Source organism: Shewanella sp. NFH-SH190041, from assembly GCF_024363255.1.
Classification (GTDB): domain Bacteria; phylum Pseudomonadota; class Gammaproteobacteria; order Enterobacterales; family Shewanellaceae; genus Shewanella.
On record NZ_AP026070.1, the window covers coordinates 1,132,973 to 1,154,565 of the forward strand.

At 48.5% G+C, this 21,593-nt stretch carries 16 protein-coding genes; 9 read left to right on the forward strand and 7 right to left on the reverse strand.

All coding sequences use genetic code 11. The annotated features are described in order from the left end of the window. Nucleotides 1-61: 61 nt before the first annotated feature. The 4 genes from NFHSH190041_RS05010 to NFHSH190041_RS05030 all read left to right on the forward strand — a co-directional run bounded on the left by NFHSH190041_RS05010 (nt 62) and on the right by NFHSH190041_RS05030 (nt 4,805). On the forward strand, nt 62-736 hold the full coding sequence (locus NFHSH190041_RS05010) for a helix-turn-helix domain-containing protein (RefSeq protein WP_261924198.1): 675 nt from the start codon (nt 62-64) through the stop codon (nt 734-736). Further along, nucleotides 729-1,262 (forward strand): hypothetical protein, encoded by a 534-nt coding sequence (locus tag NFHSH190041_RS05015; RefSeq protein ID WP_261924199.1) that lies wholly within the window; start codon nt 729-731, stop codon nt 1,260-1,262. The genes NFHSH190041_RS05010 and NFHSH190041_RS05015 overlap by 8 nt, the downstream gene beginning before the upstream one ends. A 186-nt stretch (nt 1,263-1,448) precedes the next feature. Then, a complete protein-coding gene (locus tag NFHSH190041_RS05020) occupies nt 1,449-2,873 on the forward strand; it encodes a WGR domain-containing protein (protein ID WP_261924200.1) in 1,425 nt (474 codons plus the stop codon). Nucleotides 2,874-3,308: 435 nt separating this feature from the next. After that, nucleotides 3,309-4,805, forward strand: coding sequence for a hypothetical protein (locus NFHSH190041_RS05030; RefSeq protein WP_261924201.1), 1,497 nt, complete (start codon nt 3,309-3,311; stop codon nt 4,803-4,805). A gap of 16 nt (nt 4,806-4,821) precedes the next feature. On the opposite strand, the gene NFHSH190041_RS05035 is transcribed toward NFHSH190041_RS05030, so the two are convergent. The 6 genes from NFHSH190041_RS05035 to NFHSH190041_RS05060 all read right to left on the reverse strand — a co-directional run bounded on the left by NFHSH190041_RS05035 (nt 4,822) and on the right by NFHSH190041_RS05060 (nt 14,627). Beyond that, complete coding sequence (locus NFHSH190041_RS05035; RefSeq protein ID WP_261924202.1) at nt 4,822-7,056, reverse strand: PAS domain-containing protein; 2,235 nt, start codon at nt 7,054-7,056, stop codon at nt 4,822-4,824. 115 nt (nt 7,057-7,171) lie between these two features. After that, the gene (locus NFHSH190041_RS05040) at nt 7,172-7,774 is read right to left on the reverse strand and encodes a TatD family nuclease-associated radical SAM protein (protein WP_261924203.1); all 603 of its coding nucleotides are present in this window, start codon (nt 7,772-7,774) and stop codon (nt 7,172-7,174) included. A gap of 229 nt (nt 7,775-8,003) precedes the next feature. Then, nucleotides 8,004-11,162, reverse strand: a complete 3,159-nt coding sequence (locus tag NFHSH190041_RS05045) for an efflux RND transporter permease subunit (protein ID WP_261924204.1) — start codon at nt 11,160-11,162, stop codon at nt 8,004-8,006. A gap of 2 nt (nt 11,163-11,164) precedes the next feature. Continuing rightward, on the reverse strand, nt 11,165-12,379 hold the full coding sequence (locus NFHSH190041_RS05050; RefSeq protein ID WP_261924205.1) for an efflux RND transporter periplasmic adaptor subunit: 1,215 nt from the start codon (nt 12,377-12,379) through the stop codon (nt 11,165-11,167). 222 nt (nt 12,380-12,601) lie between these two features. Further along, nucleotides 12,602-13,831, reverse strand: a complete 1,230-nt coding sequence (srmB, locus tag NFHSH190041_RS05055; protein WP_261924206.1) for an ATP-dependent RNA helicase SrmB — start codon at nt 13,829-13,831, stop codon at nt 12,602-12,604. Nucleotides 13,832-13,919: 88 nt separating this feature from the next. Then, nucleotides 13,920-14,627, reverse strand: a complete 708-nt coding sequence (locus tag NFHSH190041_RS05060; protein ID WP_261924207.1) for a tRNA1(Val) (adenine(37)-N6)-methyltransferase — start codon at nt 14,625-14,627, stop codon at nt 13,920-13,922. Between the two features lie 477 nt (nt 14,628-15,104). Here NFHSH190041_RS05060 and brnQ point away from each other — a divergent pair, with 477 nt between their 5' ends. The 5 genes from brnQ (at nt 15,105) to NFHSH190041_RS05085 (ending at nt 20,617) form a co-directional block, all read left to right on the forward strand. Next, nucleotides 15,105-16,448, forward strand: a complete 1,344-nt coding sequence (brnQ, locus tag NFHSH190041_RS05065; RefSeq protein ID WP_261924208.1) for a branched-chain amino acid transport system II carrier protein — start codon at nt 15,105-15,107, stop codon at nt 16,446-16,448. Between the two features lie 172 nt (nt 16,449-16,620). Beyond that, a complete protein-coding gene (gene xerD / locus NFHSH190041_RS05070) occupies nt 16,621-17,499 on the forward strand; it encodes a site-specific tyrosine recombinase XerD (protein ID WP_261925042.1) in 879 nt (292 codons plus the stop codon). Between the two features lie 132 nt (nt 17,500-17,631). Further along, on the forward strand, nt 17,632-18,357 hold the full coding sequence (gene dsbC, locus NFHSH190041_RS05075; protein ID WP_261924209.1) for a bifunctional protein-disulfide isomerase/oxidoreductase DsbC: 726 nt from the start codon (nt 17,632-17,634) through the stop codon (nt 18,355-18,357). A 101-nt stretch (nt 18,358-18,458) separates the two neighbouring features. After that, nucleotides 18,459-20,183: a single-stranded-DNA-specific exonuclease RecJ gene (gene recJ, locus NFHSH190041_RS05080; RefSeq protein WP_261924210.1), complete on the forward strand. Its 1,725-nt coding sequence runs from the start codon at nt 18,459-18,461 to the stop codon at nt 20,181-20,183. A 182-nt stretch (nt 20,184-20,365) separates the two neighbouring features. Next, a complete protein-coding gene (locus NFHSH190041_RS05085) occupies nt 20,366-20,617 on the forward strand; it encodes a hypothetical protein (RefSeq protein ID WP_261924211.1) in 252 nt (83 codons plus the stop codon). A 13-nt stretch (nt 20,618-20,630) separates the two neighbouring features. On the opposite strand, the gene NFHSH190041_RS05090 is transcribed toward NFHSH190041_RS05085, so the two are convergent. Further along, nucleotides 20,631-21,530, reverse strand: coding sequence for a LysR family transcriptional regulator (locus NFHSH190041_RS05090; protein ID WP_261924212.1), 900 nt, complete (start codon nt 21,528-21,530; stop codon nt 20,631-20,633). Nucleotides 21,531-21,593: the final 63 nt, after the last annotated feature.

Here is a 21,593-nt window from a genome sequence, read left to right on the forward strand (position 1 = left end):
ACTCGGGGGCTGTTGGTTAAACAGCGAACGTCAAATTTTGATTACGCAGTCCACAGGAGAGGTGTTTGAGCTGACTGCGGACGAATTTACTATCCTGCGTCTTTTGGTCGACCATCAGGAAAAAGTGGTTTCTAAAGCACTCTTGCTGCGGGAACTGACAGGTCACGCCAATGCTGAACTTGAATTAGTCGATATTATTTACAATCTCCGTAGTTATTTAGGAACTGAATATGCGGGGCTCATTGAAACTGTGGCTGATCAGGGCTATATCCTGCATACTCGGATTAAGCGACACTCTAGACCATTGAGTGATAGTCCCTTTAAGACGATGTCAGTGCTGGTATACAGTTTCCTTACCGGTGTTATTTTATTGCTGATGTTCTGGATTTACTCTGAAGTTGACCACCCTTATTGCATTGACAGTTATTTTGCAGAACAAGTGCCGGTTGGCAATGGGCATGCGGTGGAGTTTTCCTATTACCCTATTGATTACCATCAGAAAAAAATACTCAAACCTCAGATGGAACATTTTGTCAGGCAGTTAAAAGCCTGTCAGTTTGTGCCTTGGGATACGGTTTCTCTTTCGGTATCTGTCGACGGCATGCTTACCAATATTATGCTGCTAAAACAAACGGATAAACGGCCTAAACTTGACAATATTAAGCTGTTTCAAAAAGGGGTGGAGTTAGATTTTATTAACCCTGTTTGGCTCAAAGAGGTAGGTGTCTGTGGTTAGCGGGAGACTGACGTTTGGCCGCCGGGTAAAACTTTGGCCAATTATGATGATGGTGGTGGTAATCGCTGCCGGTATTATTGCCTTAAATAGCTTGGTTAAGGCTAAAGATGAATTGCACCTGAGCTGTGAAGCCCGTTTTTATAAGCCATTTTTGACTGGAGATGTTCCCCGAAAAGTTTCTCTCGATGTGCTCAGTAAAGATAAAAAAGTGGTTATCCGGTATAACTATTTTGTCGGTGATAACCCTGCGGGAAGCATTGAGCTTGTAGGTAAATTGCTGCAGTTGGAAGTGGCCACCATGAGTTATAAGATGAAAATTACTCAGGGAACGGTGAAAAATAATATTGAAAGTGAAAAGTTACCTATTCATTTACAGCAAGTATTAGATAGTGGCGGACAAATTTTTGCTAATGGCGGTGGGTTTGATTTGACCTTGAAAATGTCTGAAATGGATATTGATAAAGGTTACGCCGTGGTACGGTTTGATCCAGGTAACAATATTTGGGCTTGTCGTATCAATCCGTAAAAACTCGGTTTATATTGTCGGTTAATTAAGTTATTGCTTAATTGTAAGTGTAATTAAATGCACAGCTGATATTAAATAAATACTTAAGAATCAAAATATTAAGTCGCTTTAATTTTTAGCGTACTAAGAATTAAAACATATTTATTATTTGATCTTTTTGTATTTATTTTTATTGGTTTATTTTGTATGAGTAAAGAAATATATCTGGAACTGTCAGAAGATAATGGCAGCAGCCACAAGTTTTATAAAATTCTGATCAGTGACTGTGATGTGACAATTGAATATGGCCGTATTGGTAACCCGGGCCGCAGTAGCACTAAAACATTTTCCACTCTTAATGAAGCTGAAATTTATGCCAATAAACAGGCCAATGCCAAAAAGCGTAAAGGCTATGAAGATGCGGTGCAAGGGCAGCGTGCTGCTAGACCAATTCGCGCGGTAGCTCAACGACCTACCCAAAGCGCTGCCACATCAGGTCGCCGCACTAAGCCAAAACAATCTGCCCCTGTCATTGCCCAATATCATACTGAGATTACTGCATTTGGTATTTTTGTCGATCAGCAGCACATCTATATTGGTGATGAAACTGGACGGGTGAGTGTGCTGGATCATGATTATCACTTACTGCGGGAATATCAACTGCCTTCTGGGACCAAGTGTATTGTGGCGGATGGTGCGAACGTGTTTGCTGGTACCAATCAGGGTCAGGTATATGAAATTACAGGTAAAATAGCTCGATTAGCCTATGACTGCCCCGGTAATGCGGCTATCTATTGGATGGATTTGTGTGATGGGGTACTGGCGGTATCTGATAATGAAGGTGGCCTGTTTGTCTATGACTATGAAGGGGAGCCACTGTTTCATAAATCCACTAACAATGGCAGTGCGTGGCTGGTGCGGGTGGATGAGAGCAGTATCTATCACGGTGGTCAGCATCTGGCGCGTTATGCGATGGATGGCTCTCAACTGTGGCAGAGCGATATTCGCGGCATTCTATTTGGCTATCAGACCGAAACCTGTATTTATGCGGCCGCTCGCGGGCATGTGGCCATGGTGGATAAAGTACATGGCTCTGTTGTGCGTAAATACCCAGTAGATTGGGCACCGAGCAACTGTACCAGCCAAGATGGTATGCAGGTGTTTGCTCAAGAAAACCGTAATCTGGTGGCGTGGAAAAAATCGGGCGAAAAACTGTTTGAATTGGCATCACCAAACTCTGGTATGAGTATGCAGTATTTTGCGGAAAAACTGTTTGTGGTGGGAAATACCGGTCTGGCTGTGGTGGATGTCAGTGAGGCCAGTATCGCGGCAGCCCAAGATAACCAGTTACCTGAGGTAAAAACCTTCCGCGCATCAAGGCAGGCTTTGCCCGAGGTGGACAGTACCGCGTTGGAACTTGCCGCCGGTTCTGAGCAAGGCATAGAGTTAGTCTGTATTCGGGACGGTAGCCATTTGCGGGTGAGGGTCGTGACCCCGGGTTATGATCACGCAATGAATTGCCAATTCCCGAAAAACTTGCGGGTAGAGGGACGACGTTTCTTGGCCGAGCGGGTTGAGCTGAGCCGAAGTGGCACTTTCTATCGTATTAGCGGCAATATTTTTGCCCTGTAAGCTGTACTTGGATGGCAGTCGGCAACATGTCGGTTGCCTTAATCATCCCTTGAACGTGAATCAGTCGTTTTACGTCTAAGTTGGAACTTGTTTTTGCCGGAACAATCTACACTGATATTTGACTAGGGTTGTTGATCTTGTCAGTTTGTTTTTGCAGCAATTTGAGTTGTTTTTATACAAGGCAGAGGCTTTGATATGTAGTTGTGCTACTTGATAAGCCGATATCGCAGTAGAAAGACATCTCAAACGCTGCCCGAAGGGTTCGGCTAAAAGCGTTTTTTGCTTAGCATGCTATACGGTAAACCACTTACCGCGATTAACACGCTTTATCTCGAACAAAATTTAACTATGAAAAGTCAACAGACCCTAGCTTCATGAAAACCTGACCGTTATTGTTTATGAAGCGGCCCCAGTTCTGTATAGGATCCCCTCATTTTGTCCAGCGTTGAATTGAAACAGGAAGAAGCCCTGTCCATCAAAGTTACTCATCTTATCCGCTCCGGCACAGATTGCCGGGTCGATCTGTATTTTTCTCTGCCAAATGAACTTGGGATCAATCCTAAAAGTTTTGATGAACAGGAGTATTTTCACAGTGGGATCACCGGTCGCCGCTCTTATTATTCAGGTGGGCTGCATGTTCCCTTGGTTCAAGGGCGCTTTGTTAGCCTGAATAAACGCACTATTGAGGAGTTTCGGTTGTATTTGAACCTCTTTGCTTATCAGTTTGCGGTCGCGGTGGAAAATGATGCCAAGGAGCTTAAACATCTGACTGATGCTGAGACTTTTTATCCTTCGGTGATGGAATTGGCACGGCAAACGGAGCAGACTCTAAAGCGTTTTCGCCGTAATGAGCCGGCGGATGAAAAGTGGAAGTCCTATTTTGAAAATGCCGATAACTATCTGTCTTGGTTCTGTGAGCAACAGCTCCTTAAGTTGATGTCCAGTCGCCCCCGCTCCAGTGGTTACGGAGAGATGCGCGATGCGATTTTTCAGCTGTGTCGCAATGAAGCCCAATATCGAGCTGACCGGCATTATAACTCTAATGGGACAGTGCAAGATGCTAACCGTATTTCTAATAAGATGTTACTACTACGCCGTTTAATCCAACGCGGGGTGGTATTAAAAGAAGAGCAGAAAAGCTTAGGTACAGGGTTAAAAAAAGCTACTACAGGATTGGCAACCGGATTGGTGATGTTGGTGGTTTCAGCGTTAATTCTGAAGGCGCGGGGTTTTCTCAGCGGGCTGACAATTGCCATGTTGTTTTCCATTGCGGTGATTTATGCTTTTCGGGAAATTTTTAAAGATGATATCCGCAATGCCATGTGGCGAAGATTGCAGCGTGGGCGGCCCAAATGGAGCCGGTTGCTGCGGGATACGACCAGTGGACAAGTTATTGGTAAACAATTAGTTTGGCTGGATTTTATGCGTAAGCAGGATTTACCTGCTGCGGTTGATAGCATTTTGAAAAGTCGCCATCGGCAGAATAAAGTGGATGCGGAAATTCTGCACTATGGTGTCAGTACCCGGGCTTTTAAAGAGGGATTTTTAGCGGGTTACGATATTTTGCAGGAGCAAGTCAGTTTTTCTTTAGTGCCTTTTGCTCGTTATCTGGAACGTGGTAAAGCTAAGGTATATCAAGAAAAAGACAGTAAGGTCAGTTATGAGTCGGTGGAGCGGCGTTATCAGGTTAATGTTGTGATTGCAGTGCGTAAGGGGCGAACTGCAGCAAAATACGCCAGATACAAAATTATTATGAACCGGTCCAACATTGTTGAGATCACCCGCAGTGGCGTGCCGGATGATATTCCAGCATTGGATTATCCGCCGGTTGCCGCCAGTCTTAATCCTGGTTCCTTATCTGCTGAGCGGGTTGCTGCAGAAGACAGTGATAAGGAAAAGGTGGCGCCAATGATTGACCATCCACAGCCATAGCGTAATTCCCGCCTCCTCACCCAGCATGCATATCTGGCCGGGTATAGGCCTGGCAGATATTTTGCTCTTTACTCTGCCTGGCGCGTCTAAGCGCCACCTCTGCATGGCGCAGTAACTGCTCTAGTGACTGTTGAGGCCGATTGGCCGCAATACCGATGCAGACCCCTTCAGCGAGCCCTTTATCCGTTAATCTATCTAATATTTCTCGCGCATAGTCATGGGCTTTGGCTGCAGCTGTGTCTGGCATAACGGCGATCAGTTTGCCGATTTGCCAACGTGAAAGTTGCACATGGCGCGGCAGTTCCCGCAGTAGTTGAATTTCGACCTGCTGTTGTTGCTGCTCCAACTTATCGATGTCACTGAGATGGCTGAGCATGCCTGCTGGAGAGATATCCAGTAGCAGTAAACAGGCTCTATTCCGTTGCGCCACTGACAGGGCGTTGAAATAGTGTTCCAGATTGGTCAGATCCAGCAATACCGTACTGCGATGGGGTTGCTCTCCCGTATGGTTGATTAACGCGCGAGGGCTGGCCTGACATAATCGGCAGCAAACATATTCAAGTTCCCCTTCAGGCGTGAAGGTCGTTGTCATATTGGCTTGTAAGCCATGGCTGTCCTGCCCAAGGTGGCTCAGATTGACTTGCCCTTGCCAGTGTCCCTGACTGTTTAGTTGCTCGCAGATACGTTGCCATTGCCCGTGAGAATTATCCAGCAAGTCAGCTAATGGGGTGCCAGAAATGGCCTCTAGCTGCAGCAATTGTTGGAACTGACGGTTGAATTTGATAATGCGACTGTCGGCCGTGGTCAATGCTATGGCCTGATCTGTTTCTGCGAGTAGGCGGTAAAGGTTAGCTTCATTTCTGGTTTGAGTGAGCTCAGTGATATTGTCGATATTAATTAATAGGTAATGGCTGCGTTGATCCGGTAGCAATAATTTACGAATACGGATTCTGATGGTACCATCTTGCTGACTAAGCTCAATTTCGCCCTGCCAGTACCCGGTAGCATCCAGCAGGGAGGCAATATCGGAATATCTACGATGTTCCAGTTGCAATGCCCATTGTAAACTGCGGTCTTCCAAGTCATTTTCACTCAGGTGTAGCGCTTGGGCTGCAGCCTGATTGGCGCGAATAATCCGGCCCGTGTCACCGGTTATCATCCACCCAGCATCAGTATTGAATAACCCCTGACTTAACTCGATACTCAACTGTCGTGAGCGTTGCTCCAGTCGATATAAATGGCTGAGGACAATTGCAATTCCCGCAAGTAGTGTTATTAAGAGCGCCCCGGTGATCAGGATTTGCCGCCAATGAGTAAAGCGGGCGCTGATATCCTGATTGGCAATATAACTGAGCAGATAATATTCCCGCTTCGTTTCATACTGGGTGGCCAGCTCGACTTTCAAGTAAACATAGGTGGCATGTTCATCATGGTATTGGCCAAAATGACTCTGACTCATTTTTTGCCATAGTGTTGGGTGGGTTTGGCCGATGGATTCGCCGTGGCTGTCGGGTAAATGTAACAATGTATCTGATACGTTGCCCTCATACAGCAAGCCTTGCGAGCCCAGCACAATTAACGGGTTATTGATGCCAGTAAATGCCGGTGTGATACTGGCTATGCTACGGCTGATGGAGTTGTAAGTGACCAGATAGCCATTGATCCCCTGGTGACTGTTATCCAGCCAAGCCAGCTGGTACATGTAAGGTTCTAACTTACCATTTATGGTGATAAATTCGATGGGTGAGGTATAGATCTCCCCTTGTCCCATGGTGCGATTATTGCCAAGTAATGAGGCGGGCAAGCGACTGGTACCGAAAATATCACTGGTGGCAAATACCAGTTTGCCCTCCGGGTTATACAGGGCGATACCGATAAGATCTGTCATATTTTGTTCTAAATTGTGCCAGTGATCTTGCACCAGTTGTTGGGTAGCCGCATTGGGACGGGCTAAGTATTGCCGTAATAGTTCACCTCGGGCAAAGGTGCGGGTACGGAATTTAGCAAAGGTCACTTTGTCTGTTAACAGGGTACCCAGGGTCTGCAGTTCACCATATCGTTGCGTTGCCCATTCCTGCTGTAACCGCTGCTCACCTATGGTCAGGACGATGTTGGTCAGGAGCACTGCAGCCAGTAGCAGCATGCCTAATTGACTGCTGATCCCCAACAGTCGCTGGCGGGACCAGTGGGTACCTTGTGCCGGGATCAGCAGGGGGTGATGTGGTGTATTTCCCAGAATTTTTTTCAGCATTTTTTGTTATAACAGCAGGGGATTGACAGCATGTTAACACGAAATAATTTACTGTCAGCAGTCTGTTACAACAATTCACTACCGATCACGATATTATCCGGTAGCCGGCGATGTATCAGGCCAGTGTACCTAAGCTCCGGAGTTTGAAACGACAGCCCGACTGTTCGACGATGTTGCGACAGGCAGCAATATCAACGCCATCTAGACCATCAATCGCGGAGACATATACCTGATTGATATAAAATGGCGCCTGACGGATAAAGTCATTCACCGCTTGCCAGGAATCTCTCAATCTTGGCTGGCAATGGCGTCGATATAACGTTTCTGTGTGGGCATTAAGTGAGACAGATAGACTGTCTACAGACTGACTTAATAGGGGCAGAATATTGCGGCGATGAAATAGATTGCCTAACCCATCGGTATTGACCCTCACTCTTCCGCCCCGGCGTTTGATCTCTGCGGCAACGGTTAGCAAGGTAGGTAAATTGAGTGTGGGTTCACCATAGCCACAAAAAACGTATTCCTTAAATGCAGTGACATCACCAAGTAGTGGGATCAACATTTCAGCATCGGGTTGCTGGTGAAGTGCCAGTTGATAGTACCGGATTGCTGTGGAGCCTGATTGTTTGGGGCAGAATTGACAGCGCAGGGTACAACGGCCAGTAATGTTTAAGTAACGGTTTTGACCAATATCATAAACCAGTGTATCAGGGGTCATCGGTAAAGCCTGTTAAGCGATTATTGTTATATTTCTGCAGTGTAAACGCTTGTTATTTATGCTGCCGGTGGACAGATCGCAAAATGGGTTAATTTATCAGCAATATCAGCAAGTTTAGAAAAACCCCTGATTATTCAGTGGATGAATCATACAAACAGGCCGGGTTGTCGCCCGGCCTGTTGATAGATTTACCATGTGTTGCTTTGCTTTTTTAGTCTCGCAGAGTAATTCAACTACGATGCGGCGTAGTATCAGATACCTGCTGTTGACGACCATGCCAATACCAGTGCCAAACTTTGCTGCCGGTGCGGCGGATATCTTCCAGTACGAGATACAGTACCGGTACCAGAATCAAAGTCACCAGAGTTGAGAACAGAATGCCGAAGGCCAGTGAGGTGGCCATTGGGATCACAATTTGTGCCTGCAGGCTTTTCTCCATAATGATGGGAATGAGGCCAGCAAAGGTGGTCATGGAGGTGAGAATAATGGCTCTGAATCTGTGACAGCCTGCCTCAATGACCGCGTCAGCGGTTTTCTGTCCTTCCTGTCGCGCACGATTCACAAAATCGACCAAGATCAGCGAGTCATTCACAACGACCCCGGCCAGCGCGACAATGCCGCACAGACTGAGCACATTCAGTGACAGCCCGAGAATAAAGTGGCCAATCAATGCGCCAATCATGCCGAAGGGAATAATGGACATGATGATCAGCGGCTGACTATAGGATTTCAGTGGAATAGCCATGAGGGCGTAGATGGCAAACAGAGTAAAAATAAATCCCTGCATCAGGCTGAGCAGCGCGCTTTGCTCATCTTGGCTAGCACCATCCAGTTCAGTACTGATGGCCGGGAACTGCTGTTTAAGCTGTGGCAAGTAAGCTTGCTGGATTTCCCGTACCACTTTTGCCGGTTCAGCTTTGTCTTTGTTTACCTCGGCAGTCACTGTAATGGCCCGTTGCCCGCCTACCCGGGTGATGGCTGAGTAGGAGTCTCCTAACTCAATATCGGCAACATTATGAAAAGGCAAAGCAATACCGGATGGGGTGCGGATCATCATATTTTCCAGATGCCCTATGGTGCGGCGCTGCTCTAGCGGATAGCGCACCATCACTTTGATCTCTTCTTTGTTGCGCAGGATACGTTGGGCTTCATAGCCATAGAAACCGTAACGAACCTGTCGGGCTAAATCGGAGAGGGTCAGCCCCAGTGCCTCTGCTTCCGGGCGGATCTGTAGGCTGATCTCCTGGGTGCCGGAAGAGAAGTTATCGGCAATATCATATACCCCTTGGTAGCCGGCCAGTTTTTGCTTCAATGCATCGGCTGCTTGCTCCAGCGCAGCCAGATCATTTGATTGCAGGCGAAACGCTATATCACTGCCATTATCGCCGGTCGCGGCGTTCATATTGATGGCTTTGACGCCGGGTAACGGCGGCAGTTCCGCGCGCCAAGCATCAGCGATCGCGACACCATCAATTTCACGCTCTTCACCTTTGGACAGCTCGGCAAAAATAAAGGCCTCGGTTTGGGAGCTCATATTAATAAAGCTGTGTTTTACCATGGGCTCACCATATTCATCGGCCATGGCCTCATTCATGCGGTATAGCGCATCTTCAATGCCTTGTATGGTGCTGAGGGTATTGAGCTCTGAGCTACCCGGCTCCATCTCCAGTTGTACCTGAATAAAATCTGATGGCAGATCGGGGAAAAATACCCAGCGCACTTTGCCGCTTAGTACTAAGGCAAAGGAGAGAATTAATACCCCGATAAAGGTGGCTAGCACGTTATAGCGCTGGCGCAGGGCAAACTGTAAAAAGCGGCGATAATCTTGCTGGATAAAACGCTGTACAGCGGCATTGAATTTGTCTTTGCGACGGCCAAGCCAGTTTCGTGGCGCGCCCGTTGGACGCATTTTCATATGGGCCAAGTGGGCGGGCAGGATCAGTTTGGACTCGACCAGAGAAAACAGCAGACACAACACCACCACAGCCCCAATGGATTGCCAGATAATCCCTTGGGGGCCGGAAACCATCAGCATGGGCATAAAGGCTGCAACCGTGGTTAACACCCCAAAGGTGGCGGGCATGGCCACTTTTTTTGCCCCGCGGATAACATTGTCCAGCGAATGGCCTTTGCGCTCCATTTCACTGTAGGCACTTTCGCCGATCACAATGGCATCATCCACCACAATGCCGAGTACTAAGATAAAGGCAAATAACGTCAATAGGTTGATAGTGAGCCCTATGGGCTCCAACGGCATTACCAAAAGCGTGCCAAGGAAACAGACGGGCAGTCCCATCATGACCCAGAAGGCTAATTTGAGGTTCAGAAATAGCGCCAGAATAAAAAATACCAGCATGGCCCCAGTAAACATATTGGACAGCATCATATTGAGCCGACCTTCCAAGTAGTGGGTCATATCGCCCCAGCTATCGAGTTTGACCGAGTCAGGCAATGTCAGGCTGCGTTTGGCGACGTATTCTTTCACTTGGGATGAAATCGCCAGGGCGTTTTGATCATCTACGCTTTTAATTTCAATAATGGCGGCGGGCTTGCCATTAAAGCGGGTATATTCCAGCCGCTCTTCAAATCCATCTTTAATAACGGCAACTTGAGGCAGCATAATCCGGCTGCCATCGGGACGGGTGCTGACAACAATATTGGCAAAGTCATCCCCGGTGTAGGCCTGCCCTTTGGTGCGTAGCAGAATATCACCGTCTCTGGCACGAATAGCCCCTCCGGGAAGATCCAGTGACGATGCCTGAACGGCTTGGGCAACTTGAGCAAAGGTGAGGCCATATTCCCGCAGTTTACTTTCCGATAGCTCAATGCCGATTTCATAATCCCGTACCCCGACAACTTCTGCCCGGGTAATGGCGGGTAATTGGGTAATTTCATCACGGATGGTTTTGGCAAACTCTTTCATTTCCATCAGCGTCATATCGCCGTAAACCGATAACCACAGTACGCTTTGCTGCGGTTTTATCTGATAAATATCCGGTTTTTCAATATTGGCGGGAAAGGTGGATATGGCATCTAGCCGCAGTTTTACTTCATCAAGCACATCGAGCGGATCATAACTTTCATCCACTTCTATGGTGACATTGCCATAACCGTCGGAGGCCACAGAGGTCAGCTTGCTGATGCCATTGACATCCTCCACGGCCTCTTCAATTTTAATAGTGATGCCTTCTTCGATCTCTTGTGGTGCTGCACCGGGGTAAGCAACAGAAATGCGCAGTAAATTAAGCTCGAAGCGGGGAAAAATTTCCTTATTGATGGTTATGGCGCTAAATAGCCCACCAAGTAGCAGAATGATCATCAGCAGATTGGCCGCCACATTATTGCGGGCAAACCAGGCGATGATGCCTTTTTGGGTATCAAACTGCATGATTACTCCTGTGGCTCAGCGGCGGCCAGATGGCCTGAAGGCTGGATCGGGGCATCTTGCATGCCGGAATGGTCCTTTTCGCCGACAATGGCCACTTGTTGGCCATTATTGAGATTGGTCGAGGTGGTATAGGAGATCCGCTCCCCCGGGCGAATGCTGTCCTGAATATAGATATGCTCCATATCGGTACGCACCACATTGACGGGGCGGATTTCAATGCGGTTATCTGCTGTCACTAACATGACTTTGCCGTTGCGGACTAAGTGGCGTGGAAGTTTGACGATATTTTCCAATGTCTTGCCACGGATAACGGCATTAACAAAGGTACCGAATTTCAGCGGTAATCCTTGGGCGGCATCTGGCTGTCTGCGGTAGGGGTCGTGGATTTGTGCAACCAGATAGACCATGCGGTTATCGGGGTCGATAACCCCTTCACTGCGGATAATCTGGCCGTCCCAACTGACTTTTTGGCCTGCCAGATCTGTACTTAATGCCACTCGGGTATCAGGTCGCTCAAGGGATTCGAGATAGGCGAGATCGCCATTGGCAATAGGCAAGCGGATTTCAGCTGTATCGGTACTGTAAAGCTCGCCCAGTTGAGTGCCTAACGTGACATATTGCCCCAGATCCGCATTGCGCGTGCGCACTAAACCATCAAATGGGGCGCGGATCACTGTCCGTTGTAGATTGCGCTTAGCTCTATCCAGTGCCGCTTCGGCATATGCAACATTGGCCTGTTCTTTCTGAAGTTGGGGTTTGCGCAAGCCCAACTGTGGGGCAACACCGCTATCGAAATCGCGAAATTCAATTTTAGCCACTTCACCCCGGGCGATCTCTTCTTCCAGCGCGGCCCTGGCTTGGGCTAGATTCGCCTCTGCTTGGGCTAAATCCGCCTGATAATCAGAGGGCTCTATCATGGCCAGTTGTTGGCCTTTGACCACCATACCGCCGGTGACAAACTCTGGCGCTATGGTCAGAATACGCCCGTTAACTTCAGCCACCAGTTGGGTTTTATGTTTGGGGTTGACCACACCATATGAGGGCAGATCTAAGGAGACCTTTGCAGGAATTGCCTCTCGGGCATCCACCAGTGACAGCGGTTGAGCATCGGGCTTTTTTTCCGGCTGTTTTTTTGTGGCCATCAGCGCGGCGGCTAGCACAATAAACAGCAGGATAATAAGCAGCGGAGACAATCTCCTGAGTAGCGTTTTTAGCATAACGGTCGCGGATCCATGCGCAGCAAATAAGGTAATGCTGTTTACGTTAGCAGAGGTACAGGCGGTGATGAATCATTTGTTGTAAACAAAATGTTTCTGCTCCGGCCTTGATAGGCGATAGCTGGCAATATCAGTTAAAAGGTTGATGAGGATAATAAAACAGGCTGCACCAATATTATTGAGCAGCCTGTTATTTATTGATCATTTCTCAGTGAGTAAGGATTATTTTTTGGCGTTCTTTTTCGCGCGTTTTACTGCCGCTTTGGCTTTTGCCTTAGGCTTTTTCTTGGTCGGTACTTTAGCTTCTTTATGCTTAGGGCGCAGACCTTCAATTACCCGGCGCTTGAGTGGCTGCTCAATGTAACGCTCAATCTTACCGAGAATACGCATATCATGGGCTTCGACCAGTGAAATTGCCGTGCCTTTATTGCCGGCGCGGCCGGTGCGACCAATTCGGTGCACATAGACATCCGCCGAGTGTGGCATATCAAAGTTGATCACATGGCTGATATCGTCGATATCAATACCACGGGCTGCTACGTCGGTGGCCAGCAGAACTTTTACTTCCCCTTTGGTAAAGCGCCCCAGTGCCTGGAAGCGACGTTTTTGCTCCATATCGCCGCGCAGGAAGGCTGCGGGGATACCGGCTTGTTGCAGCACGCCTTCCAGTGAGGCAACGACGTCACGGGTTTTACAAAATACGATGGTGCGGGTGGCATCTTCACGGCTTAACAAGTTACACAGCAGCGCCAGTTTATGTTCACGGTTATCGGCCAGGTGCACCCACTGATGGATTTTGGCTTTTTCGCTGCGCGGCAGTTCTTCTGCTTCTACCCGAATTGGGTCGGTCAGCAGTTCGCTGGCAAATTTTTTCACCCCATAGCCTTCCAGGGTGGCTGAAAACAGCATGTTCTGTTTGCGGCCCTGGGCTTCGATGGCCAGTGTTTGTACCACTTGGCTAAAGCCCATATCCAGCATGCGGTCAGCTTCATCGATAATCAGCACTTCGACTGCGGTAGCATCGAATTTCTTTTTATCCAGGTATTCCACCAAGCGGCCCGGCGTTGCAACCAGCAGATCGATATTTCCAGCTAATGCTTCTTCTTGCGGGGCGTAAGGTACACCACCGGTAATAATGCCAATATCTAGCTCAAGTCCGGTGGCCAAATGGCAGGCATAACGGTGGATCTGACTGGCCAGCTCTCGAGTCGGGGTCAGGATCAGTACCCGAGCTTGACCCGGATGACGGCGTGGAAAGTCAATCAGGTGCTGCAGCGCAGGCAGCAGGAAGCTGGCGGTCTTACCTGTGCCAGTCGGTGCACTGGCCAAAATATCCCGCTGCTCTAATGCCATTGGCAGAGTCTGTTTCTGAATGGTGGTTGGGGTGGTGTGCCCCATGGCTTTTAATGACTCCAGCAGGCTGTGGTCAAGGTCGAAATCTTCAAATTGCATCTGCAGCATCTCTTAATTTAACGGGCGCCATTATATCGGCTGTTGGTGTGAACACCAATGAAGTCGGCAAATTGTGCCATTTCAGTGCTCAGAGGTTGAGGTAGAAATCCCGGGTCAGGGAGATCATTTGTTCGCTGTATTGGTTATTTCGCTCGCGGATCACCAATTGTTCTGTCTGACATTCGGGTATGGGCTGGCGCCCCAACAGCAGTAATACCCGATTAGCCGCTTTTCCTTGTACTGATATCAATTCGCACCGGCGGATTAGGTGCAAATTTGGCTGAGTTGTCAGTGCGCTGCGAAAGGCGCTGAGACTTTGAGTCGGCAGGATCAGGCTGGCTTGACCTTTGTTGCTAAGTAGACGGCTGATGGCCTCAAGTAGCTCAGTAAACCCCAGTGTATCAGTATGACGTGCCATTGCCCGGCCAGTTTTGACCGATTTAGGGCCGGTTTCAAAATAGGGCGGATTACAGATGATGTGATCCGCTAAGGCATTATGCGGCAAAACAAATTGCTGTATTGCTTGATGATGTAATTGCAGCCTAGCAGCCCAAGGGGAGGCGGCAAAGTTGGCTTGGCAAGCTTTCGCGGCAGTGTCATCAATTTCAATGGCGCTGATATGAGCTTGGCTCCGCTGGGCGGCCATCAGACTGAGCAGTCCGCTACCTGCACCAATGTCAAGAATTGTGCCGGCATCAGTGAGCGGCGCCCATGCTCCGAGTATCACGCCGTCTGTGCTGACCGGCATGCCGCAGCCAAAATCCTCAATATGAAATTGTTTGAATGTAAACGCCATTACTGCCGCCGCTGAAAAATGAACGGCGGATTTTAGCCACATGTGCCAATAAGTACCAGTCTATTTTCTGTCACATAGTGAACTTAAGTGTTGGAGGTAAGTGATTTCCAGTGGGAAGGCATAAAATATCTATTAAATGTTATCAGTGTTTTTATTTTGATTTTATTTGGTTGCGTAAAAAATGTATCTTTCGAAATATCAGGTGCAATGCTTGTGTTGTTAGGTTTGTTTTGATAAATGTGACCCGGTTGGAAATCGTTTTAAGTACGCTTTTTCGACTAGCAGGAAGCGAATTATGGGGTTGGACGGCATATTTTGATTTTTAAAATGTAAATTTGCGCAAAAACTCTCCGAGGATGGTCTGAAATTAAGTGTAATTTGGTGTAATTATAAGTTTACAGTCAGTTGTTTAACTGGCTAGATGGCTGGTCAATGTGATGCCAATCACTTAAGTTTGTTAAAAATCAAAATAATAAAATGGGGATAATTGTGCAGAATAAGCAGATGACAATTGGAGATACGGTTGGCCTTGGGTTTATGACCTTTGCCTTCTTTTTAGGGGCAGGGAACCTGATTTTCCCTCCTTTCGCCGGTAACCTTGCTGGCGACAATATGCTACCGGCCATGATTGGCTTTTTGTTGACAGCGGTAGGAATGCCATTAATAGGTTTAATTGCGGTGGCCAAGTCCAATGGCAAAGTGATGGGACTACTGCCTGCCGCTGTTGCCACTGTACTGGCGGTGGTAATTTATCTGATTATCGGCCCGGTATTTGCCGCCCCGCGTACTGGCCTAGTGGCTTACGAAATTGGCGCTAAGCCATTTATTACCCATGTTGATGCTGTGATTCAATTGGGCAGCTTGTCGCTAAACCTGCCACAGCTTATTTATACCTTTGGTTTTTTTGTTATCACCATGCTGGTGTCACTCTATCCGGGAAAGTTGCTCGACAGTGTTGGTAAGGTATTGACGCCCGTATTGATTTTCCTGCTGGTGGGATTAGCCGTATCAGTGTTTATTTTACCGGGCGCTGAGATTGGTGCGCCTCAGGGAGAGTATGCCCAATATCCATTGAGCAAAGGGATTATGGAAGGCTATAACACCATGGATACCTTAGCATCACTGATTTTCGGTATGTTGATCATCGATATTTTGCGTAAAAAAGGTATTACTGAACCTAAGTTGCAGACCCGTTATTTGGTGCGCGCCGCCCTGATTGCTGCCGGTGGCTTAGCCTTTGTGTATTTGTCACTGTTTTACTTGGGGGCAACGGCCGGCGATATAGCCAAAGGGGTGGATAATGGTGGTGAATTACTAACCCGTTATGTCACTGCTGAATTTGGGCCAGTTGGCGTAGTGCTGTTGGCCAGTGTAGTGACATTAGCCTGTTTGACGACGGCGGTTGGTCTGGTCAGTGCTTGCTCTGAATACTTCAATGAACTGTTGCCGAAAATCAGTTACCGTACTTGGGTGGTCTCGCTGAGCTTGGTGTGTGCCGTTGTTGCTAACGTAGGATTGAGTCAGCTTATCCAGATCAGCATTCCGGTATTGGTGACCATTTATCCGGTTGCCATTGCTTTGGTACTGGTCACTTTCCTTACCAGCTTGTTTGCTCGCCCAGCATTGTCACACCGTGTAGTGTTGAGTGTTGCCTTAGTATTTGGGGTGATTGATGGCTTGAAAGCGGCTGGCGTCAATATGTCTGCATTTGATTTTCTGCCACTGCATGCCGAAGGAATGGCGTGGGTATTGCCAACAGTGATCACCGTGGTGGTCTGTTTGTTAGTGAAAAAGGGCCCGCAGCAGCCACAGTCAGCCTGATTGTTCTGGTATTTTTGAGCTTAACAGAGATAATAAAAACGGCGCACAGAGCGCCGTTTTTATTTGCAACCATATCAAATGGATAGTTCCCGTGGCACAAAATAATGCACTGAGCCAGAAAACCGCAGCTTTGGTCGAGCAGGCCGATACAGGCTTAACTCAGGCAGGCCTGATGCTGATTGATGGCTTTTTAGATGAACTCTGGTCTACCAGCGGACTGAGTGATAACACCTTATCTGCATATCGTTCGGATCTGCGTTATCTGACGCTGTTTTTGGCCAGTCATCAAACCCCCTTAGCTAAGGCGCTAAAAGCTGATGTGCGTGCGTATTTAGAGTGGCGTCAGCAGGCCGGTTTTGCCAAATCCAGTAGCGCCAGAGTATTGAGTGCACTAAAGCGTTTTTATGGTTATTTGTTGGCAAAATCCCTGATTAATCATGATCCTTGTGCTGAGCTTAAATCGGTTAAAGTGGGGCAGAGGCTTCCGGAGACCCTATCCGAGCATGATGTGGAGCGATTACTGGCCGAGCCGGATACCGAAGATACGCTGGAGTGTCGCGATCAGGCCATGTTAGAGCTCCTGTATGCCACCGGGCTGCGGGTGACTGAACTGGTGCGTTTAACCATGGATCAGATCAGTTTGCGCCAAGGGGTTGTGCGGGTTGTTGGGAAAGGGGGAAAAGAGCGCTTAGTACCTATGGGCGAAGTCGCTATGGCGGCGTTAGCGCGGTATTTATCCCATGCCCGTACATTACTGTTGGGGGCATCTCAGAGTGATATTGTGTTTCCCTCTAGCCGGGGGCAGATGATGACCCGGCAGACTTTTTGGCATCGAATCAAGCTCTATGCCCGCCGGGCTAATGTTCACCCTGAGTTATCTCCGCATACATTGCGGCACGCATTTGCCACCCATTTACTTAATCATGGGGCGGACTTACGTGTGGTTCAGTTGTTGCTGGGCCATAGTTCACTCTCAACCACGCAGATTTATACCCATGTGGCAAAACTGCGGTTGGCTCAGTTACATCAAGCGCACCATCCCCGCGGCTAAAAGGTAAATTTTTTTACGCTTTAGCCGATACACATTCTCACAGGGGGCAGGTTGCTTTTCTGTTGATCTGCCTGTAACTTTTCTGCCCCATGTGGGTCTTATATAACGACCCTGACAGAGAAAGGACAATACATGACATTTACCCGTGCGATTTCATTAACTGCCGCTTTGATGCTCAGCCCTATGTTGGTGAAGGCTGCAGAGCTTCCCAATGCCGCGGCCATTAAACAAAAGCTCAGTGATAACCTCGGGCTTGAAGTGGTTGAAGTGCAAAAGGCGCCACTTGATGGGCTGTATCAGGCCATTACTGACCGTGGGGTGATTTATGTCAGCAAAGATGGCTCAAAGCTGTTTCACGGTAATATCTATGATATGGACCAGGGAATGACCAACCTGACTGAAGCGGCATTGGCCGGTCCACGCAAAGAGATGATCAAGCCTTTTGAAAAAGACATGATCGTTTATAAAGCGAAAAATCAAAAACATGTGGTGACAATCTTTACTGATGTGTCCTGTGGTTATTGCCGTAAGCTGCATAACCAGATGGACCAATATAATGATTTAGGCATTACTGTGCGTTATCTGGCATTCCCGCGCCAGGGAGTGCCATCGGCTAATGCTGATGATATGCGCTCAATCTGGTGTGCAAAAAATCCACTGCAGGCGATGAATGATGCCCAAAATGGGAAAAGTGTGCCGCTGGTTAAGTGTGATGCCAAGATTGCTGAGCAGTATAAGCTTGGTGGCACTATCGGGGTTTCTGGCACACCGGCAATTGTACTGGAAGATGGCAGTTTAGTACCTGGTTATCAGCCACCGGCCGATTTGTTGCGAACCCTTGAATCCCGCGGCGAATAACACGCTGGACGATATGACCAATCGGCAAAAAAGGTGAGCTAGCAGCTCACCTTTTTGTTATCTTGACGCCATCTATTTCTGCTTAAAGGGTTTGAGCTGTTTTGATCCAACATATTGTCCGCCGTCCTCATGTGGATGACAGTCACCTTTCTGCGGCGCTGCCGCCGCTATTACGCCAACTCTATGCCCGACGTGGGGTTTCCCCTGAAGAATGCCATCTGGAGCTCTCCGCGTTATTGCGGCCTGATGCTATGGCAGGGCTGACTCAGGCTGCGGTCATTATTGCTGATGCGATGGCCGCAGAGCAGTCCTTGCTGATCGTGGGGGATTTTGATGCCGATGGCGCAACCAGTACTTCAGTTTGCTTGTTGGCCTTACGAATGATGGGCGCTGGCAAGGTGGATTATCTGATCCCTAACCGGTTTGACTATGGCTATGGTTTGAGCCCGGAAATCGTTGCCGTTGCGGCCAGTCGCGGCGCCGATGTTTTAATCACCGTGGATAATGGCATTTCATCTATCGACGGGGTTGCCGCTGCCCAAGCCGCTGGCATGAAGGTTGTGGTAACCGATCACCATTTACCTGGGCAAGAGTTGCCTAAAGCTGATGCAATCGTCAACCCTAATCAGCCCGGGTGTCACTTCGCCAGTAAGTCCATAGCCGGGGTTGGGGTAGCATTTTATCTTATGTCGGCGCTGCGGGCTGAATTGCGCCAGCGGGATTGGTTTTCTAAACAGCAGTTGGTGTTACCTAATTTAGCGGAGCTACTGGATATTGTGGCATTGGGCACCGTGGCTGATGTAGTGGCACTGGATAGCAATAACCGCATTATGGTTTCAGCAGGGCTGAAACGGGTTCGGGCTGGCCGCTGCCGCGTGGGGATCACCGCATTGCTGGAAGTTGCTCGCCGCTCGCCTGAGCGGATGGTTGCTGCTGATTTTGGTTTTGCTGTGGGCCCGAGACTTAACGCGGCCGGACGGCTGGATGAAATGGCTCTGGGGGTAGAAACCCTCTTGTGTGAGGATATCTATCAAGCGCGGCGTATGGCGGCTGAACTTGATGGCCTCAATGCCGAGCGGCGGGAGCTGGAAAACGGTATGCAGCAAGAAGCCCTGAAGCACTTATCGGCGGTGGCATTAGATGAAGCCAGTTTACCTTGGGGGATTGCGCTGTTTCAGCAAGATTGGCATCAAGGGGTGATTGGGATTTTGGCTTCGCGCATTAAAGACAGGTATCACCGGCCTGTGATTGCCTTTGCGGATGCCGGAGATGGCATGATTAAAGGCTCTGCCCGCTCCATAAAAGGGCTGCATATGCGTGATACGCTGGAGCTTATCAACAGTCGTTATCCCAGCATGATAGTGAAATTTGGTGGCCATGCCATGGCTGCGGGACTGACTATTGCCGCGCAGCGTTATAGTGAATTTGCCGCGGCATTTGATTCTGCGGTACACGAATTATTAGAGCCTGAGCAATTGCAGGGGGAAATATTCAGTGATGGTGAGCTGTTGCCGGAGCAGATGACCCTGGAAATTGCCCAGATGTTGCGGGAAGGCGGGCCTTGGGGACAGGGTTTTGAAGAGCCGGTATTTGATGGCTGTTTTAACCTTATTCAGCAGCGGATTGTGGGAGAAAAACACCTGAAAATGGTGGTGGAGTCTCCCTGTGGCCGGGTGATGTTGGATGCGATCGCCTTTAATGTGGATCTCAATCAATGGCCTGATGCGTCAGTGAAGCAGGTTCAGTTGGTGTATAAGCTGGATGTTAACGAGTTTAGGGGAAATCAATCGGTGCAGTTGTTGGTAGAGCAGTTAGCCCCCTGCTGAGCGGATGCCATCTACTTAACACGGGGTAAATGCAGAGATAATTGTGCAAGCAATGGAACGATTATCCCAGTCTTAATAGACACTAAACAATGCCAGCAATTTGGTCGGTACCTGACCACTCGCAAAATGCATGTCATGGGCTATCCTTAAAGTTTACACTTTAATTTATAAGGATAATTTTTATGGCGTTGCGGGCATTTTTCAGTTTAGCGCTGGTGCTTGTTTTGTTAGGTATGGCCATCAGTGCCAGCCGGGGGCTAAATTCTGTGTCCGTTGAGCATTGCTATGACGTGGTTGCCCATAACCAGAAAGTTTTAGGTAATCTGGCACCTGTTTATCCAGCAATGATGGCCCGTTGTAAAGTGGCTTCTGATAGTGAACGGGCATGCCAGATGGCTGCGGATAGTCATCTGGCGCTGACACAATGTAGCTGATGGAGGCAGCAGATTAGTGTGCGGCTTTCAGCTGCTCGACCATAAAGTCAATAAATGCCCTGAGTAGCGGCTTGGGGTATTTCCCTCCCGGATAAACGGCGTAAATTTCGCCACTGCCATCTTCATATTGTGACACCTGCCATTCTGGCAGACAGATTACCAATTTACCGGCTTTGACCAAGTCTTGCGTCATCCAGCTGGAAAGTAGCAGCAGACCTGCCCCATGTTCAGCTGCCCGCAGAAGTGGTGTGCCGCCTTTGGAGCTGAGATTTCCCTGTACTGGAATGCGGTGATGGGTTCGTCCACGGCTGAAATGCCAGTAATTACGCTGGCGGTCTTGGCTTAATAACAGACAGTTATGTTGGCTAACCTCTTCTGGTGTCTGCGGCATTCCATAGTGGGTAAGGTAATCCGGCGCGGCATAGAGCTGTGTGCGATTAGGCATAAGATGTCTTGCGCGCAAACCACTGTCTGCTGGCCGGCCTATGCGGATTGCCAGATCAATTTTTTCCCGGGTGAGATCCACCATACGGTTATCCAGATTAATTTCAATATTGGCATTGGGATAGCGCTGCAGAAAAGGCGCCAGCATTGGGCTGATGATTTGGGAGCCGAAGCTTTCAAATACGGAAATCCGTAAAGTTCCACTGATTTCCCGGCTATTTTGTCGTAGCGCTGCCACCAGATTATCCGCATCTTCCAGCAGTAAACTGGCTTGTTCGACAAAATGTTCGCCTTCTTCCGTTAAGCGCAGTTGTCGGGTGCTGCGGTGTAATAATGTCACCCCGAGCTGATGTTCCAGGTTATCAATACTGCGGGCAACGGAAGAAGGCGCCATATGCAGCACAATACCGGCTTTAGAAAAGCTGCCACTGGCCAGTACCTGCAGCAGAATACGAATTAACTCAAGCATGAATGAATTCTCCCTCATTTAGGGTTTATTTTTGCAATTTATGCAAAGTTGTTAAGCATGCAG

Coding starts and splice junctions, on each gene's coding strand:
- NFHSH190041_RS05020 (WP_261924200.1), top strand. CDS start 1,449: ATGAGTAAAGAAATATATCTGGAACTGTCAGAAGATAATGGCAGCAGC.
- NFHSH190041_RS05035 (WP_261924202.1), bottom strand. CDS start 7,056: ATGCTGAAAAAAATTCTGGGAAATACACCACATCACCCCCTGCTGATC.
- NFHSH190041_RS05040 (WP_261924203.1), bottom strand. CDS start 7,774: ATGACCCCTGATACACTGGTTTATGATATTGGTCAAAACCGTTACTTA.
- NFHSH190041_RS05045 (WP_261924204.1), bottom strand. CDS start 11,162: ATGCAGTTTGATACCCAAAAAGGCATCATCGCCTGGTTTGCCCGCAAT.
- NFHSH190041_RS05050 (WP_261924205.1), bottom strand. CDS start 12,379: ATGCTAAAAACGCTACTCAGGAGATTGTCTCCGCTGCTTATTATCCTG.
- srmB (WP_261924206.1), bottom strand. CDS start 13,831: ATGCAATTTGAAGATTTCGACCTTGACCACAGCCTGCTGGAGTCATTA.
- NFHSH190041_RS05060 (WP_261924207.1), bottom strand. CDS start 14,627: ATGGCGTTTACATTCAAACAATTTCATATTGAGGATTTTGGCTGCGGC.
- brnQ (WP_261924208.1), top strand. CDS start 15,105: ATGGGGATAATTGTGCAGAATAAGCAGATGACAATTGGAGATACGGTT.
- xerD (WP_261925042.1), top strand. CDS start 16,621: ATGCTGATTGATGGCTTTTTAGATGAACTCTGGTCTACCAGCGGACTG.
- dsbC (WP_261924209.1), top strand. CDS start 17,632: ATGACATTTACCCGTGCGATTTCATTAACTGCCGCTTTGATGCTCAGC.
- NFHSH190041_RS05085 (WP_261924211.1), top strand. CDS start 20,366: ATGGCGTTGCGGGCATTTTTCAGTTTAGCGCTGGTGCTTGTTTTGTTA.
- NFHSH190041_RS05090 (WP_261924212.1), bottom strand. CDS start 21,530: ATGCTTGAGTTAATTCGTATTCTGCTGCAGGTACTGGCCAGTGGCAGC.